The organism is Pseudoduganella sp. HUAS MS19, from assembly GCF_053615455.1.
This window is the reverse complement of sequence record NZ_CM132133.1, coordinates 3,287,192-3,303,246: the sequence shown is the minus strand read 5'-3', so window position 1 is coordinate 3,303,246 and position 16,055 is coordinate 3,287,192. Positions and strand designations below refer to the sequence as shown.

The following is a 16,055-nucleotide window of genomic DNA, read 5'->3' as shown; positions in this document are numbered from 1 at the left end:
ATGTGGGCCGTGAAGAACCGCACTCCCTACGAGGCCGCCGGAGGATGGGGGCGCGACAAAAATGGCGTTCACGAATGGATCGTTGTCGTCAAGGGCACCTTCGACATCACGGCGGACGGCCGGACCGTGCTGGCGCAGGAGCAGATCGCGCCCCTGCTGGCGCCCGAACACCACGGCGCACCGGGTAGTTCGAGTTTGCGTTACGAGGCCGACCTGGTGGCGGCCAAGCCGACGACGGACATCCTGCTAAACGGCACGGCCTGCGCGCCGGAGGGCCGGCCAAGCACCGAATTCGCCATCGGCATGAGCGTAGGGCCCGTCAGGAAGGTTCTCAGGGTGACCGGCGAGCGCCATTGGGAGCGGGGTGTGCTTGGCGTGCGGCCCTCGGTGACATCGCCGGTGGAGCGACTGCCTATCATGTACGAACGGGCTTATGGCGGCTACGATCGCCACGATCCCGACCCCGCGAAGCACCGGCTCGAGGCGCGGAATCCCGTCGGTTGTGGTCTGGCCAGCGCCGGCTTGCGCCAACCGGGGCAGCCCTTGCCCAATTTTTCCTATCCAGATGGCAGCGTCGAGCAGGCCGGGCCGGCCGGCTTCGGTGCATTGGACTGCTCGTGGTCTCCCCGGCGCGAACTGGCCGGGACCTACGACGAACGCTGGCAGCAACAGCGCATGCCGCTGCTGCCCGAAGACTGGGAACCGCACAGCCTGCAATGCGCTCCAGCCGATCAGCGCCCACCGGCACCACTGCGCGGCGGCGAGGCCGTGAACCTCGTCAACCTGACGCCCGGCGGTTTGCTGCGCTTCGCCCTGCCCAAGATCCACCTGACCTTCAATACGCTCATCGACGGACGCACCATCGAGCACCGCGCGCGTGTGGCCTCGGTGATCATCGAACCAGACTACCCGCGCGTCATCATGGTGTGGCAGAGCGTGATCAGTTGCCCCGGTGATATCGACTACCTGGAAGACACCATCGTGCGCGAAAAGAGAGTCCTCTGATGGACACACCCGTGTACATAGTCGCCCATGGCGCGCGCACCCCGCTGGGCCTGCACGCGGCGTCCAGCGCGGCGGCCTACCGGGCGGCGATCAGCGGCATGTCGGTACATCCCTATCTGGTGGACCAGGCCGGTGAGCCCATGCCCGCCGCACTGGACAGCTGCCTGCACCCCGAGCTCATCGGCCCCGAACGCTTCCAGGCGCTGGCGGAGCACGCCTTGCTTGAGGCCTGCGCACCGTTGACGGCCGAAGGAGCGGGGCTGCACCACGAATTGCCGCTGTTCCTGGGCCTTCCCGAGATACGGCCCGGCTTTGCTCCCGGCGATGCGCAGGTGGTGAAAACAGGTTTATCCCAGCTCTCCATGGCTGGCGGTCGGCTAGCCGGGCTGTCACCTATCCATATAGCCTTGCACGGGCACGCGGCCGGGCTGGCTGCGTTGATAAGCGCAGCGGCGCGCATCCGCGACGGCTCGCTCGAAATGTGCCTGGCTGGCGGCATCGACAGCTACCTCCATCCGGAAACGATGGAATGGCTCGACGGGAACCGACAACTGATGGGCACGGTTTCCCGCTCCGGCTTTGTGCCAGGCGAGGCGGCTGGATTTTGCCTCCTGATGGGTGCCGCCCGTTGCCAGCAGCTGGGCTTGCGTCCCCTGGCGACAGTGTGGCGCGGCGGCTTGGCCGAGGAGGCAAGGTTGATCAAGACGAGCGAGCTGTGCCTGGGCGAGGGACTGACGGCGGCCGTCCGCACGGCGCTTGCCGGCATGCCGGAGGCCGGAGGCCGCGTCGACGCCATCTACCTCGATCAGAACGGCCAGCGCTATCGTGGCGAGGAATGGGGATTTGTCTGTTTGCGCCTGGGACAACACTTCAGCGACCCGACAGCCTACCAATCGCCAGCCGATTGTTGGGGCGACGTCGGCGCAGCCTCGGGGCCGCTGTTCGCCAGCTTGGCCTGCCAGGCCGCGCAGCGCGGATACGCCGCCGGCCGCGTCTCGCTGTTGTGCTGCAGCTCGGAAGGCGGGATGCGGGGGGCCTTGCTGCTATCAACGTCCGATCCCACGGAGCATTGACGCCATGCTGACGGTCGCAATCCACCCACCCAAAACGCCGGTCACCTCCGGCAGTCGCGGCATCGCCAAAGCCACCTTGCCGAACGTCTGCAAGATGCCGGGGCCGCCAGCGCCGTTCGTCCCATCGCCCTTGCCCAACATCGCCAAGTCGGGTACGTCGCCCAAGGACTACTCGACCACGGTCAAGTTCGATGGCGCCACGATCGCGATTCGAGGTGCGATGTTTGAAAGCATGGGCGACATGGCAAGCAAGGGCACAGGCGGGGGATTGATCTCGGCCAACACCCATGGACCGGCCAGGTTCATCACGCCCGGATCCATGACCGTCAAAGTGGAAGGCAAGAGTGTGCATTTGTTGGGCGAGCCCATGCTCAACAACTGCGGCCCCAGCGGCAGCCCACCCAACACCGGCGCCACCATGATGGGCGTGCACCAGTATGACCGGAATGCGTCGGCCGAGGAACGGGCGCTACAGGACATCATGTGCGACTGTCACCAGAACACGCCCAAAACCGGCAACTGCAAGATCGACGGCATCCGGGCACACGATTGCTGCGAGGATGCCATCGCGGCGCACAAGCCGCCTCCCGACCTGGGGGGCGAGCGCGGTTACGACGTCGACGGCAACTTCCTGACCACGTCGAGAAAGGCCTTGAGCGCCGCCAAGAAGATTAAAAAGGGCATGTGCTTCCCCGACGCCTGTGCGATGAGCGGCGGCCAGCCCACGCAGTTTTTTGACTTTAAGTTCCCCTGCAGCAAAGAAGGAAAAGCCGCCAGTGACTTCTATGGCGACGGGCCCGAAAGCCAGTACGAACGTTACACAAGACTCAGCCAGCAATTGGGAATTACTGCCCAACCCCGAGTCATCACCAGCCAAGCTTGCCGATAAACCACCACTGCTACGGAGATGTCGCATGCCCATCCGATCGCCCGAAGTCTTCACCCGTACCCAGTACTTCGGCGGCCAGCCGAAAGTGATCGTCCGGCCGTCGGTGTCTATGGTGTTCTACACACGTGCGAATTACGTGGCGCTCAAGGCCGCCGTGGCGCGTGCCCTGGACGCCTATCTTGGCCTGGTGCCGCCGAACGCGATCGCCGCTGTTAAAGAACGCTTCATGGACCCGGTGACCGGTTCGGATTGGAGCCCCTTCGACGACGCGGCAAGGCAGACGGTGTTCAATGCGCTCGGCAACACGCCGGACGACGAGGAGGGCCACTTCCTTGTCCTGTCGGCGACGCTGGATGGGCAGGCGGGCGACTACGGACTGAGGTTTTCCGGCATAAATTTCGACCTGGCCGAAAATGCGGAGAAGGCTGAGAGCGTTCTGCGGCTGGATTTTCCCTGGGACTGGGTGGAACGGAATACGGCTGACACCACGGTCGCCATGTTCGAAAAGTTCGCAAAGCTGTTCCCGACCTGTAGCGGCCACGCCGGCATGTCGTACATCCACCCAACGACCTTCATGCCGCAATCGGGCGACGAAATCGAACAGCTCGCGCAACGCTTTCTGGGCTTCGACCTGGGCCACGATTTCGTCGCCCGGCAAATGCGCGGTAAGGTCCTGACCGCGCACTGGCTCAACCTGCTGGATGCCGACCGGGTGACGGCGCTTGGCGGCGAAGATGAGATCAGGCGGGCGCTCGCCAGCTGCGAGTTGCGCAAGGTGGGCACGGGATTGCTGATCCGCTCGACCAAGCTGCCGCCGGTCGTCGACCGCAACCGCCTTGGTCCGGACATCGGGAAACTGCCCGACGTCGCCCGGCTGATCGAGCCGATTCTTTATCCCAACGGCTACTATGTCGGGATGAACGAGACCGCCACGGCCGAAGCGTGGTTGCGGCGGTACGACGGGCTGGCGGCAGGCGACTGGGACAACGCGTGAAGCTAGAGGGCGAATCGCGCGTCCACGCAAGGAGGCGGCAGTGCGCGGTGGTTCCTGCACGCGCCGCCGTAAAAGTCAAAACGGCGCCACTGCGCTCAATGACCACAGCTATCCAGGCAATCACCGCGTCCCCAATAGGCAGGCAGCGAAAGGCGTGCGCTTCTCTCTCCATAAAACAACTCATCAATAGAATAACGCGTTGACGGACTGGGCACATTGGCGCTACGATCGGCCCTTATAGTCTGGCATTAACGACAATAATAAGAATATCACTACAGTACTGCTACCCAGATTCCGCATCCGGGACACAACAGCGTACGAACAATCACTGGGGCCAGACGTGGAATGCGGCCTTTCGCACAAGACCGTGGCGGCCGCCAGCAAACACAGACCACACCCGATTGAAGTCGCACGGCGTGACTTCTTGAAGCAGTGTCGCGCGCGCAGCACCGTGTTCAGTTGCTTCTAATTTAGGGCAGTGCCGGCCATGGGTCGCCGGCGCCTGCGGAGGAGATGCTCCCATGCCAGTTGCCGTCAATTATCCCGGCGTCTATATCCAGGAAGTCCCCAGTGGCGTGCGCACCGTCACCGGTGTCGCAACGTCCATCGCCGCATTCATAGGTTGGGCGCCTAAGGGCCCGGTCGACCGCGCCGGATTGGTGCTGAGCTGGCCCGACTACTTCCGCCAATATGGGGGCATGGACAAGCGCAGCCTGCTCGGTTACGCGGTGTCGCACTTCTTTGCCAATGGAGGCCAGCAAGCTTATATCGTCCGGCTCGCCACTCTGGACAGCGACACCGCGGCGGACAATGCGGTCGCCGCCAGCGTCACACTGGGCGAACTGACAGTCACTGCAGCCAATCCCGGCATCTGGTCGCACGATTACGCCATCGTGACACGGCAGCGCCCTGACGAGCCCACGCGTTTCCAGCTCCAGGTGATGAATATCAAGCTCGATCCCAAAGGCGTGCCGGTCGAAGTTTTCGAAAACCTGTCGATGCTGCCCGGCGATGCGCGTTTTGTCGAGTCGGTGCTGAAGAACGGCTCCGCCTTCGTCACGGCTGAAGTGGCGGACAACGCCACCGACCCACCCGACGATACCGACATCGCCGCCGATGGCATCATTCCGGATACAGCCAAATTGACCGGCGGCCAGGATGGCGTGGTGCTAGCGCCGACGGACGACGCCTTCTCCACCGCCGCGCTTCCAGCCGACGGCACGGGCGGCGCCTACCTTCTGGACTATATCGACCTGTTCAACATCCTCAGCGTGCCGGGTCTCAGCAAAGATACCACCCTCGCGGCGCTGGAAGGATTCTGCCGCAAGCGCCGCGCGTTCCTGATTGCCGACTGCGCGGAGAATGCGACGTTCACAAACCAAAAGGATGGCCCGACCGGGCTGACTGGCGAGGACGCCATCAACGCCGCCTTTTATTTCCCATGGGTCAGCGCGCCCGACCCCCTCGCCGAAAATCGCCTGAGGCTGTTCCCGCCGGCGGGCTTCGTGGCCGGGCTGTATGCCAAGACCGATGGTGCGCGCGGCGTATGGAAAGCGCCCGCCGGTACCGATGCCAGCCTGACCGGTGTGGCCGGCGTGGCCGTGCCACTGACGGACCTGGAGAACGGCGTGCTCAACCAGCAGGCGGTCAACTGCATCCGCAATTTCAGTGTCTACGGCACGATCTTGTGGGGCGCCCGCACCTTGCGCGGCAACGACGCAGTGGGCTCCGAATGGAAATACGTACCGGTGCGCCGTACCGCGCTTTTCATCGAAGAAAGCCTGTTCCGCGCACTGAAATGGGTCGTCTTCGAACCGAACGATGAGCCGCTATGGGCGCAGATCAGGCTGAACGTCGGAGCCTTCATGCATAACCTGTTCCGGCAAGGCGCCTTCCAGGGCCGCACGCCGCAAGAAGCCTACTTCGTCAAGTGCGACAAAGAGACTACGACGCAAAACGACATCAACCTGGGCATCGTCAACATCGCGGTGGGATTCGCGCCGCTGAAGCCGGCTGAATTCGTCGTCGTCCAGATCCAGCAGATCGCCGGACAAATCGCCGTCTGACCGCACTTGGGGAGAGTTCATCATGGCCCAGTTTACCGTCAATGCTCAGCGCTTCGATCCGTATAAGAACTTCAAATTCCGGGTCAAGTGGGATGGCCGTTATGTCGCCGGAGTTTCCAAGGTCGGCATGCTGAAGCGCACTACGGAGGTCGTCAAGCACCGTGAGGGCGGCGATCCGAGCACCAGCCGCAAGTCGCCGGGGCGTACCGAGTTCGAAGCGATCACGCTGGAACGGGGCGTCACGCACGATCTCGAGTTTGAAAAGTGGGCCAACAAGGTCTGGCAGGTTGGGGCCGGCCTGGGCGCAGAAGTCTCGCTGAAGGATTTTCGCAAGGATATCCTGATCGAAGTATTCAACGAATCGGGCCAGCTGGCGCTTACGTACAAAGTGTACCGCTGCTGGGTTTCAGAATTCCAGGCACTACCAGACCTCGATGCGAATGCCAACGCCGTAGCAATCCAGCACATAAAACTGGAGAATGAGGGATGGGAGCGCGATAAGGAAGTGGCGGAACCCAGCGAGCCCACGTTGTCCGCCGGCGCGTGATCATGCACGCCCTGTCGGCAATGGCCCTGATGGACATCTGGGAGCGCGGGCGGGCGCAAGGTCCGCTGCCACGGGCCGCGCTGCTGTTGGCGGCGGCTTACCCGTCCACGCCACCTGGCCAGCTGGCGCAAATGCCTATCGGCCAGCGCGATGCCTTGCTGCTTGCGCTGCGCGAAGCCACATTCGGCTCGCGCATCGCCAGCGTTGCACCCTGCCCGCAATGCGGCGAGCAGCTGGAGTTGGCCTTCAGCCATGCCGACCTGCCGCAGCAACGGTCCGCCGACGACGAACCGCACCAACTGGAGGTCGATGGCTATGCGCTGCGCTTCCGCTGCGTCAATAGCGACGACCTGGCAGCGCTGTGCGCCGGCATTGCCGGCCAATCCGCGCCGCGCCTGGAATTGCTCGGGCGCTGCGTGCTGGAGGCATGGCAGGCAGATACGCAAGTCCGCGTCGATCGTCTGCCGGCCCACGTGCTCGATGCGGTCGAAGCGCGAATGGCGCAAGCCGACGCTGGCGCCGACTTGCGCATCGCGGTCGAGTGCCCTGCCTGCGGCCACCGGTGGCAGGCCTTATTCGACATCGTCTCGTTCTTTTGGGATGAGATCGAATCCTGGGCCTGTCGATTGCTGCGCGAAGTTCACGCGCTAGCCAGCGCCTACGGTTGGAGCGAGAGCGAGATCCTTGGCCTGAGTCCGTTTAGGCGCCGCTGCTACTTGGAGATGGTGGGAGCATGAACGGTTTTGTCGACACGCTCGTGGCACGCACATTGGGCCCCGGCGCGCCGGGCGCCGTGCGACCACACGTGCGGTCGCTGTTCGAGCCCGAGGCGGAAAGCGCGCTTGCCCGCACGCCCCCTATCGAGGAAGGCACGGAGCCGGCCTTGGCCGCCGAACAATCGCCCAGGGCTCGTTGGAGCGTATCCCAGCGCGAGACGCCCCCCGCCCAAGCTCAACACGCGATGCATCACCGCGCCGAGACCGAACGGGCCGCGCCACTGGAGAGTCCGGTATCGACGCCGGCCGTGTCAGCTTCGATGGCGCAGCCGCAGGAACAATTACAGACCCCGATGGCAGCACCAACACCGTTGCGCGCCACACAGCCCGCTGCCTACGACCAGATGGAAGCGCCCCATACTCAAGCGCAACTTGCGCGCGGCGAGCAAGCGCGTGCTGATCGGCAGCGAACCGCATCGGAAACTCCGAGCCAATCGTGGTCATCATCCCCCCCGGGGAACGAGCAACCCCATCCTGACGCCGCTGCGGCACGAGGCGCGCCAGTCCCGGCCCAGATACCTGTTGCCACCGCTGAAAAGCCGCCCCCCCCAGCGCCTGCCTCGCTCGCAGCTTTTGCCGGCGCCTTGCAGCCAGCCCCGTTGCCGCCACGTGAAACCGTGCCCCGCCTACTTGTCCCTACTTCCGCCAAGCGTCTACGCGAGCGTCCCAGCGGCCAGCCAGATCAAGGCGGCTATGCCGCACCGTCCGTCCATGTATCCATCGGCCGCATCGAGATACGCGCGACGACGCCCCCGCGGGCGCCAGTGCGCAAGGAAAGCACGGCACCGAAGCCGATAGGCCTTGACGACTACCTGCGTCAGCGCGCGCGCGGAGACAGGCCATGAGCAATGCGCTGGCCGTCGCGGCTGTCACCTCCACGCTGCAAGCCTTGATCGAACAGGGCGTGCGCAGCGGCCCGGGGCTAGGCGATACTACAGTGACGTTCCTGACACCCGACAGGGCCCGCGACGGCGCCAACACGGCGAACCAGATCAATCTTTTCCTCTATCAAATGCTGCCTAACGCGGCATGGCGCAACCAGGACCTGCCGCGCCAGCTGATGCCGGGAGAAAGCGGCATGCCACCGCTCGCGCTGGAGCTGTACTACCTGATGACGGCCTACGGCCGCAACAACGATACCTCGCAGCCGTTCAGTCACCAATTGATGGCACGCGCGATGAATGTGCTGCACGATCATGCAGTGCTGGCGCCGGCCGAGATCCGCGCCGCCGTCGCCGCAGCGCTGCCGGACAGCGACCTTGACCGGCAAGTGGAGCGCGTACGCATCACGCTGCAACCCATGTCGGTGGAAGACATTTCCAAGCTCTGGACCGCGTTCCAGACACAATACCGGCTGTCGGTCGCCTATCAGGTCACCGTGGTGCTGATCGAAAGTACGCTGCCGCCAAAGATGCCACTGCCGGTGCTGACGCGCGGCCCGGGCGACAGCGGCGCGGCGGCGCTGGGCGATCTCTTGCCGCCGTTCCCCACCTTGCAGGCTGCGGCCGCCCCTGGTCTGCAGCCCGCCGCCCGGCTGGGCGACTCGGTAACACTCACCGGCCACCATCTGGGGGGCACGAAAGTTGGCGTCGCCTTCCAGCATCAGAGCTGGGATGCCCCGCTCGAAATTGCGCCCGCCCCCGGCGTGCTGGATGGCGCATTGTCCGTCGTTGTGCCCAACCTGCCGGCTTCGTGGCCGGCTGGCTTGTACACGGTGCAGGTGCGGGTGCAGCGGCCGAACGAGACTCAGCGCCGCACCAGTAATGGCATCGGCCTGGCCTTGGCCCCGTCCATCAGCATTGCGCCGCCAAGCGCCCCGTCAGGCGACATTACCTGGACGGTCACCTGCAGTCCTGAAGTTCGGCCGGAACAGCGCGTCGTTTTGCTGCTGGGCGCCCGCGAGATCGCGGTGCAGCCCTTTGCCAACCAGACCGGTACGCTGACGTTCGAAGCCAGCGACGTGCCGGCCGGTCAATATTGGGTGCGGTTGCGCGTGGATGGCGTCGACAGCCTGCTGGTCGACCGCACGTCCAGCCCACCCGTGTTCGACGCCTCGCAAAAGGTGACCGTGACATGAAAGAAGATATCAATCAAGCCGAGCTCAAATGGGCCGAGGCCAACGCCGCTTACCTCTCCGCCGCGCTGAGCTGGCTGCGCGCGCGACTGGAGGCGTTCGCCGCCCCGAAGCCACCGGCGGCGCGCCCGCCCGAGACGGCGCTCGCCGCAGAAATGAAGCCCGCGAGATTTACATGGAAGCGCACGCCGGCCAAGGCTGTGGCCGCGCCTTTGGTTCCAGGATCGATGGCGGGCGCCCAAGACCCGGCGCTCGCACGCAGCGTGGCCGACCTCGCCCCGCCGACCGAGAATGGCGCCACGCCACCTGCCCTGGTCCTGTTGGCGCAGCGGCTAGGGCTGTACCCGTTCGAACAGGACATTCTGCTGCTTTGCGCGGCTATGGAGCTCGATACCCGCATCCCAACCTTGTGCGCGCAGGCCCAGGGCGATTCGGCGCGGCCCTATCCAACTTTCGCGCTGGCGCTCGCGCTGTTCGCAGACCCGGCATGGGGAGCGTTGTCGCCCGAACGGCCGCTGCGCTCCCTGCGCCTGCTTGAAGTCAACCAGGCCGGCACCCAGCCGCTAACTGCCAGTGCGCTGCGCCTCGATGAACGCATTCTCAGCTATCTGAAAGGCCTGAACTATCTTGATGAGCGTCTGGCGCCCATGCTGGTGCCCATGCCGCCGCTCACGCTGGCGGCCGACGTCCCGCTTCCACCCTCGCACCGACAAGCCGCCGACCAATTACTGCATCGCATGCGCCGCCACCACGGCGGCCGGCTGCCCGTCGTGCAATTGCTCGGTCCCGACACACCCAGTAAGGAACTGGTGGTTCAGGTGCTGGCCCGTGAACTGCCGTTGCAGGTTCACCGCCTGACGGTCCAGCAATTGCCGCAGCAGGCGCACGAACTCGACGCGCTGTTGCGCCTCTGGCAGCGCGAAAGCATGCTGCTGCCGCTGGCGCTGTATCTGGTAGCGGACGAGGCCGCCGCCCAGAGCCCCGTTTTCGCCAACTTCCTTAGCCGGGTCGGGGGCATGGTGTTTCTCGATACGCGCGAAGCATGGCCTGGACTTGCGGCGCCAGTGCTGGCCGTCGATATCGCACGTGCCGACAGCGGTGAACAGCAGGCCGCGTGGGGCGCAGCGTTGAAAGGGACTGGCGCCGAGGCAAGCGCGGCACAGCTGGCGGCCCAATTCGATGTCGATTTCGCACGGCTGCAGCATCTGGCCCGCAGCGCGCGTGAAGCCGGCGACGCAGACGCCGAAATACTCCACCGGCGCCTATGGGATGCCTGCCTGGCCAGCGCCCGTCCGCGCATGGACGCCCTGGCCGTGCGCTTGGTGCCGAAGGCGACCTGGGACGACTTGGTACTGCCGCCGGCAGAGATGGAAATGCTGCGCCAGATCTCCTCGCAGGTCCGTCAGCGCGGCACCGTTTATCAGGAATGGGGCTTCGCCAACCGCATGAACCGCGGCTTGGGCATTAATGCCCTGTTCGCGGGCGACAGCGGCACGGGCAAAACAATGGCGGCCGAAGTGCTGGCGAACGACTTGCGGTTAGATCTTTACCGCATCGATCTTTCCGCCGTCGTCAGCAAGTATATCGGCGAGACGGAAAAGAATCTGCGCCGGATGTTCGATGCCGCCGAAGACGGCGCCGCCATCCTGTTCTTCGACGAGGCCGATGCGCTCTTCGGCAAGCGCAGCGAAGTGCGCGACAGCCACGACCGCTATGCCAATATCGAGATCAACTACCTGCTGCAACGGATGGAGTCGTACCGTGGCCTGGCGATCCTGGCCACCAATATGAAGAGCGCGCTGGACGCCGCATTCCTGCGCCGGCTGCGCTTCGTGGTGAATTTCCCTTTCCCTACAGCGACTGAAAGGAAGGCAATCTGGCGCAAGGCATTCCCTGCCGCCGCCCCCGCCGAAGGACTCGATTTCGACCGGCTGGCCAGGTTGAACCTCACTGGAGGACATATTCATAACATCGCCATCAACGCCGCATTTCTCGCGGCCCGGGCCAATATGCCGATCACGATGCCGCTGGCGATGGACGCTGCACGCAGCGAGTTCCGCAAGCTCGAACGGCCCATCAATGAGGCCGATTTCCGCTGCCAGGAAACCGCCGCCAAAACAGGAGCGCGGCCGTGACGACCTATGTCCACATCGAACGCATCGTGCTCGAAGGCCTCGACCCGGGGCCAAGCCAGCTGCCGCGGCTGCAGGCGGCGATCGAACAGGAACTGGCGCGCCTGTTGGCGCAAGGTGATGGCCAGGCGCCGCTGAAAAGCGGATCTTCCCGCGCTGTCGCCGGCGGAGTGCTGGAATTGGCAGGCTCGCCGGCAACTCCCGAGCTGGGACGCCGCATCGCGCACGCGACCTACGAAGGCATTCAGCGCAGTGCACGGCCGGATCCACAGCGAGGCGTATCGTGAGCCGCAGCGCCGCCACACTTGCTTCGCGTGACCGTGCGGGCACGCCCGGGGCCTCCGTGTCCTCCCTCGTGCGGAGCGGCCTTGCGTCAGGCGGCCAGCCGCTCGATCAAGCCACACGGACCTGGATGGAGCCGCGTTTGGCGCGCGAGTTTTGCGGCGTGCGGGTGACGCCCGCGACGCCCGCCGCCACTCGGATCGGCGAACCTGGCGACCGTCATGAACGACAGGCGGAGCGTTTCGCCGTAGCCGCGCGCGGTCAGGCGCCGGCCGCGTCCCACGCCGCCGGCGCCGGGACCGGCAAGGTCGACCTCGCTGCCGTGCGGGTGCACACCAATGCCGAAGCGGGCCGCTCGGCACAGTCGCTGGGCGCCCTGGCCTTTGCCAGCGGCAGCCATATCGCTTTCGCGCCGGGCCAGTATGCGCCCGGCACCGACAGCGGCAGGCATGTTCTGGCACATGAACTGGCGCACGTCGCCCAGCACGCCGGTGGCGAGGCGGATGGCCACACCGTGCGGCGCTTCACCGCCTTCACGGCCGACGAACAACTGGCGGACATGTCGCTGGGCTGGAAACACCCTTCGGGTTCCCGGCTCCGAGTGGCCGATGATGGACGCATGGCGGCCGAGGACAATGGCTGGGGCCCCGGCACAAGCCAACGCGCATGGGCGGAAGCATCGATGATCGACGACGCCAACGCCGTGCTCAGCAAGATGGCGTCGCGTGCCCGGCTGCGGCCAAGATCCGGCGGCGCCGAACTCGCCGGCCGTTCGCCCAAAGGATGGCGGCCGTCCGCGCTGACGGAAGTGGAACCGGTACAGCAGGACGGTAGCGCCATCAACCTGGCATCCGACTGCGGGCATGCCTGCCGGGAGATCATGGGCAGCGGCGGCAGGGATGTGGGCGTCATCAAGGGCAAACCGGAACAGCGCAGCGGTATCACGGGCGGCATACTCGGGGGTATCCTTGGCGCCGGATTGCTAGGCGGCGGCGCAGCCGCAATAGGCTATTTCGGCGGCGGCGGCGAGGACGGCGCGCTGGCGGCTGGACTGCTCGGCGGCGTGATTGGTGCCGTAGCCGGCGCCTTTGCCGGTTCGGCGATCGAGAAGAGCATTCCCGGCAAACAAAAGGAGGAGGCACTGTCGGCCCAAGACTATCAGGGCGACAACCCCAATACACCGGAAATCTGGGCGGAAGAAATCTACAAGAAGGAATTCGGCGCCAACCTGACGCGCGCCGAGGCGTACGCCGCCTACGACGCCCTGTCGCCCAGAAAAAAGGATAGGTTCGACCGCAAGTACGGCATCAACAAATTCGCTGTTCCGCGCGTAGGACAAGGCATGACGATCGTCACGGAGAAGGACATGCCGGGATTCCAGTACACCGCCGACCCGGATGACTCATGGAACTTCCACTACGCTGCACCGGTCCTTTCCAGCGGCAACGACTACATCACATTGGAAAGCGCGGCCCGCTGGAAACCGGACCAATGGATTTTCTTCATGTATGGGCCGGAATCCAAAGAGCAGTCCTTCCATGAGTACCATGGAAGCACGCAAACGCACGGCAATAAGTACACCACCATGGTGGTGCAACCGGAGGGCCGGTAAATGACAGAACCGCCAGCATTGGAACACTCCGACGACATCGGGCGCCTGGACGGGCACCTCGTGATCGCGCGTGGCGTCTATCGCGCGCGGCCAGTGCCGATCAAAGGCGACGACGGTACCGGCCGCCCTCAAGACCATGCCTTGCTTGAACTGGCCGGCGGAAGCAAGGTATGGCTCGAGCCGCTCGATACGGACCGCTCGATACGGCCTGCGGAGGAATTGCGCCGCTGCGCCGATCGCAGGGTTCGCGTGGCAGGCACATTGCACGCCGTCATGCCAGCGCGCGGCCAGAGCATACTTTCACCCTGCATCGCGAACGTCAGCGACGTAGAGCTGGAGCCATCGCCGTGACCGCGCGTTCACTTACCATGGCAAACGCCGCATCCGCCGTTGCCGCGCCCCTCGCGTCGCCAGCCGCGGTAACGCCGGCAACCGGCAGCGTATTGCGCCGCCAGTGCGCGTGCGGTCAGCATACCGTCGGCGGAGTCACGTGCGACGCATGCGCGCGGCGCAAGTCGCCGTTACGCCGCAAGGCTGCCGACCAGGCGCGTCCGGAAGAAATTCCACCTGTCGTCGACGAAGTGCTGCGGACCGGCGGCCATAGTTTGGATGGCGCGGCGCGGTCCTTCATGGAATCGCGCTTTGCCCACGACTTCAGCGGGGTACGCATACATACCGGCAGCCAAGCGGCGGAATCGGCGGTCGCCGTCAATGCGCTCGCTTACACGGTCGGCAACCATATCGTCTTCGGCGCCGGGCGCTACGCGCCGGAAACGCCGGCCGGTGCGAGCTTACTGGCCCACGAACTGACCCACGTCGCGCAGAACGCGGCAGGTGGCGGCGGTGTTGCGCGGGCGGCGGCTATTGGCGTCCCTGGCGACGCGGCCGAAGTCGAGGCCGAAAGCGTGGCAAGCAAGGTGATGTCGGGCGGCGGCCCGGTCCAGGTGCGCCAGCCCCCCAGCGCCACCTTGCACCCGCTTGAAACCGGAGAGGCTGTGGGGCTCGGGTTGGGTCTGGGAGCGATAGGGGCCGGCATTGGCGTCGCCATCGCCGCCGGCGCCGGTGCGTTCGACAAGAACGATTTCACCGATGACGAACTGCGCGCATACCTTCAAGTACTGGCTGGCGGCAAGATCGAGGGCACTACAGAGAGCGACAACAAGGCGCGCGCGCTGGTGCGGCGCTGGATCACGGGCAAATCCCCGTTCGCACTCTTCGCACCGCAAAAGTCGCTTCTGATCCGCGAAATGCAGGATGGCCGCGTCAGCGACGACGACCGCAACGGCATCGTTACGCTGATCGAGAACAGCGTGGACGATGAACTGGCGGCGATCCTGGCCCCCGGCAGCTTGGATTTCCCGACGCTGCTCGCCGACATCGGCAAAGGCGAGTATGGGGACCGGGTAGTGATGCATTTCGTACGGCGCCCGGGATTGCACACGGAACCGCATTTCGGCCAGTTTCTTGACTGGTACGCCGCCGAGCATTTCGACGGCGAGCAAAGACCGCTGGCGCGTAAAGTCGTGCTCGACGTTCTGGCCATCGCCGGCATGGATTTCGCCGACGCCACCGAGTTCCGCAACGAAGTGTTCAAGCGCTTGCGTACCAGCGAACTGATGCAGGAATCGCAGGCGGGCGGCAGCGGCTTCGATTATCCCGAAAACATGGATGAGGATAGCGGTTGCAGCGACTACCAGCCGCCCACGGGGGGCGCCAAGGAAAACCTGGCCAACGCGCGCGTCAACCGCGAGGCGCGCGACTACTGGAGCGGCGTGCAGTTCGATCCGCAATCGATCTACTTCTTCAGCTTGACCGACGAAGGAAGGAGGAACGGCTTCAAGGCGATCACCTCCCTGTTCGCGCCGCAGGACAGCATCTGCAGCAGAACGCTGATCCATTGCGACTACCTGGTCAGCGTGATCCAGTATCGCGCCTTTGCCGAGACATTGGGCGAAAAGAAGTTCAACGCCCTGGTACGCAATGGCAGCATCGCGATGTACCTGACCTGGCACGGCTTCCCGCCTCCGCCACTGGATCTGATCCAAGGCACACCGAAGTCATACGGCTACCGCCCCGACGTACGGCCGCGCACCCGTCAGGATTTTGCCATTGGCGACCAGGTGGTGTTCTGGAACCATCTCGCTTTCGACGGTCTGAACGTAGCCCAGCAATCGGCCTGGCGCAACGAAAACGCTGTGCTTCTCGACAAGACCCCGGAGGGCGAGGATCTGTTCCAGGGCCACGGCACGGTTCGCAAGACGGAACGCACCATGCTCTCCGTTCTGCTCGAAAGCTACAACGACTTGGCGCGGCCGGCGCTCAAGTTGGCCGACGACGTCGATCATGGACGTCCGGTACAGGACTTCATGCGCAAGGAATTCCCATGGGTGATCAAGGAAGACGGCAAGTGGGTCGTCGTCGATCCTGGACGGCAGCAGGCACGAGGTGGCCGCCGCTACGACCTGAAGATTGCGGACGTGACCAATCCGGAAAATGAGCCGCTGTTACCCGGCCTGCGCGATCCACTCGACTTCAGCCAATTCAATACGGTCACCAGGCCCGCCGAATCGCAACCCAATAAATTATACCGCCCGGAATAATCTGC

At 64.7% G+C, this 16,055-nt stretch carries 13 protein-coding genes; all 13 read left to right on the top strand.

Annotation, left to right across the window (positions count from 1 at the left end; genetic code table 11):
• The 13 genes from ACWBU6_RS15105 to ACWBU6_RS15045 all read left to right on the top strand — a co-directional run bounded on the left by ACWBU6_RS15105 (window position 1) and on the right by ACWBU6_RS15045 (window position 16,050).
• Complete coding sequence (locus tag ACWBU6_RS15105) at window positions 1-1,005, top strand: DUF2169 family type VI secretion system accessory protein (RefSeq protein ID WP_452644167.1); 1,005 nt, start codon at window positions 1-3, stop codon at window positions 1,003-1,005.
• Window positions 1,005-2,078 carry a beta-ketoacyl synthase N-terminal-like domain-containing protein gene (locus tag ACWBU6_RS15100; protein ID WP_452644165.1) on the top strand — a complete coding sequence of 358 codons (1,074 nt, stop codon included), beginning with the start codon at window positions 1,005-1,007 and terminating at the stop codon, window positions 2,076-2,078. Before ACWBU6_RS15105 ends, ACWBU6_RS15100 begins: the two co-directional genes overlap by 1 nt.
• A gap of 4 nt (window positions 2,079-2,082) precedes the next feature.
• Entirely contained in the window at window positions 2,083-2,967 is an 885-nt protein-coding gene (locus tag ACWBU6_RS15095) for a PAAR-like domain-containing protein (RefSeq protein ID WP_452644163.1), read from the top strand.
• Between the two features lie 25 nt (window positions 2,968-2,992).
• A complete protein-coding gene (locus ACWBU6_RS15090) occupies window positions 2,993-3,961 on the top strand; it encodes a type VI immunity family protein (protein ID WP_452644161.1) in 969 nt (322 codons plus the stop codon).
• Between the two features lie 521 nt (window positions 3,962-4,482).
• Complete coding sequence (locus ACWBU6_RS15085) at window positions 4,483-6,027, top strand: phage tail sheath family protein (protein WP_452644159.1); 1,545 nt, start codon at window positions 4,483-4,485, stop codon at window positions 6,025-6,027.
• A gap of 22 nt (window positions 6,028-6,049) precedes the next feature.
• On the top strand, window positions 6,050-6,574 hold the full coding sequence (locus ACWBU6_RS15080; protein ID WP_452644157.1) for a phage tail protein: 525 nt from the start codon (window positions 6,050-6,052) through the stop codon (window positions 6,572-6,574).
• A 2-nt stretch (window positions 6,575-6,576) separates the two neighbouring features.
• Complete coding sequence (locus ACWBU6_RS15075; protein WP_452644155.1) at window positions 6,577-7,311, top strand: T4 family baseplate hub assembly chaperone; 735 nt, start codon at window positions 6,577-6,579, stop codon at window positions 7,309-7,311.
• Between the two features lie 880 nt (window positions 7,312-8,191).
• Window positions 8,192-9,427, top strand: coding sequence for a DUF4255 domain-containing protein (locus tag ACWBU6_RS15070; protein WP_452644153.1), 1,236 nt, complete (start codon window positions 8,192-8,194; stop codon window positions 9,425-9,427).
• Entirely contained in the window at window positions 9,424-11,559 is a 2,136-nt protein-coding gene (locus ACWBU6_RS15065) for an ATP-binding protein (RefSeq protein WP_452644151.1), read from the top strand. Before ACWBU6_RS15070 ends, ACWBU6_RS15065 begins: the two co-directional genes overlap by 4 nt.
• Window positions 11,556-11,843: a hypothetical protein gene (locus ACWBU6_RS15060; protein ID WP_452644149.1), complete on the top strand. Its 288-nt coding sequence runs from the start codon at window positions 11,556-11,558 to the stop codon at window positions 11,841-11,843. The genes ACWBU6_RS15065 and ACWBU6_RS15060 overlap by 4 nt, the downstream gene beginning before the upstream one ends.
• Window positions 11,840-13,450: a DUF4157 domain-containing protein gene (locus ACWBU6_RS15055; protein WP_452644147.1), complete on the top strand. Its 1,611-nt coding sequence runs from the start codon at window positions 11,840-11,842 to the stop codon at window positions 13,448-13,450. Before ACWBU6_RS15060 ends, ACWBU6_RS15055 begins: the two co-directional genes overlap by 4 nt.
• On the top strand, window positions 13,451-13,801 hold the full coding sequence (locus ACWBU6_RS15050; protein WP_452644145.1) for a hypothetical protein: 351 nt from the start codon (window positions 13,451-13,453) through the stop codon (window positions 13,799-13,801). It abuts the gene before it with no gap.
• Window positions 13,798-16,050: an eCIS core domain-containing protein gene (locus ACWBU6_RS15045; protein ID WP_452644143.1), complete on the top strand. Its 2,253-nt coding sequence runs from the start codon at window positions 13,798-13,800 to the stop codon at window positions 16,048-16,050. Before ACWBU6_RS15050 ends, ACWBU6_RS15045 begins: the two co-directional genes overlap by 4 nt.
• Window positions 16,051-16,055 lie beyond the last annotated feature (5 nt).

What these genes read in the sequence shown, in the direction of transcription:
- ACWBU6_RS15095 (WP_452644163.1), top strand. Translation starts at nt 2,083, where the DNA reads ATGCTGACGGTCGCAATCCACCCACCCAAAACGCCGGTCACCTCCGGC.
- ACWBU6_RS15075 (WP_452644155.1), top strand. Translation starts at nt 6,577, where the DNA reads ATGCACGCCCTGTCGGCAATGGCCCTGATGGACATCTGGGAGCGCGGG.
- ACWBU6_RS15050 (WP_452644145.1), top strand. Translation starts at nt 13,451, where the DNA reads ATGACAGAACCGCCAGCATTGGAACACTCCGACGACATCGGGCGCCTG.
- ACWBU6_RS15070 (WP_452644153.1), top strand. Translation starts at nt 8,192, where the DNA reads ATGAGCAATGCGCTGGCCGTCGCGGCTGTCACCTCCACGCTGCAAGCC.
- ACWBU6_RS15080 (WP_452644157.1), top strand. Translation starts at nt 6,050, where the DNA reads ATGGCCCAGTTTACCGTCAATGCTCAGCGCTTCGATCCGTATAAGAAC.
- ACWBU6_RS15105 (WP_452644167.1), top strand. Translation starts at nt 1, where the DNA reads ATGTGGGCCGTGAAGAACCGCACTCCCTACGAGGCCGCCGGAGGATGG.
- ACWBU6_RS15100 (WP_452644165.1), top strand. Translation starts at nt 1,005, where the DNA reads ATGGACACACCCGTGTACATAGTCGCCCATGGCGCGCGCACCCCGCTG.
- ACWBU6_RS15065 (WP_452644151.1), top strand. Translation starts at nt 9,424, where the DNA reads ATGAAAGAAGATATCAATCAAGCCGAGCTCAAATGGGCCGAGGCCAAC.
- ACWBU6_RS15090 (WP_452644161.1), top strand. Translation starts at nt 2,993, where the DNA reads ATGCCCATCCGATCGCCCGAAGTCTTCACCCGTACCCAGTACTTCGGC.
- ACWBU6_RS15085 (WP_452644159.1), top strand. Translation starts at nt 4,483, where the DNA reads ATGCCAGTTGCCGTCAATTATCCCGGCGTCTATATCCAGGAAGTCCCC.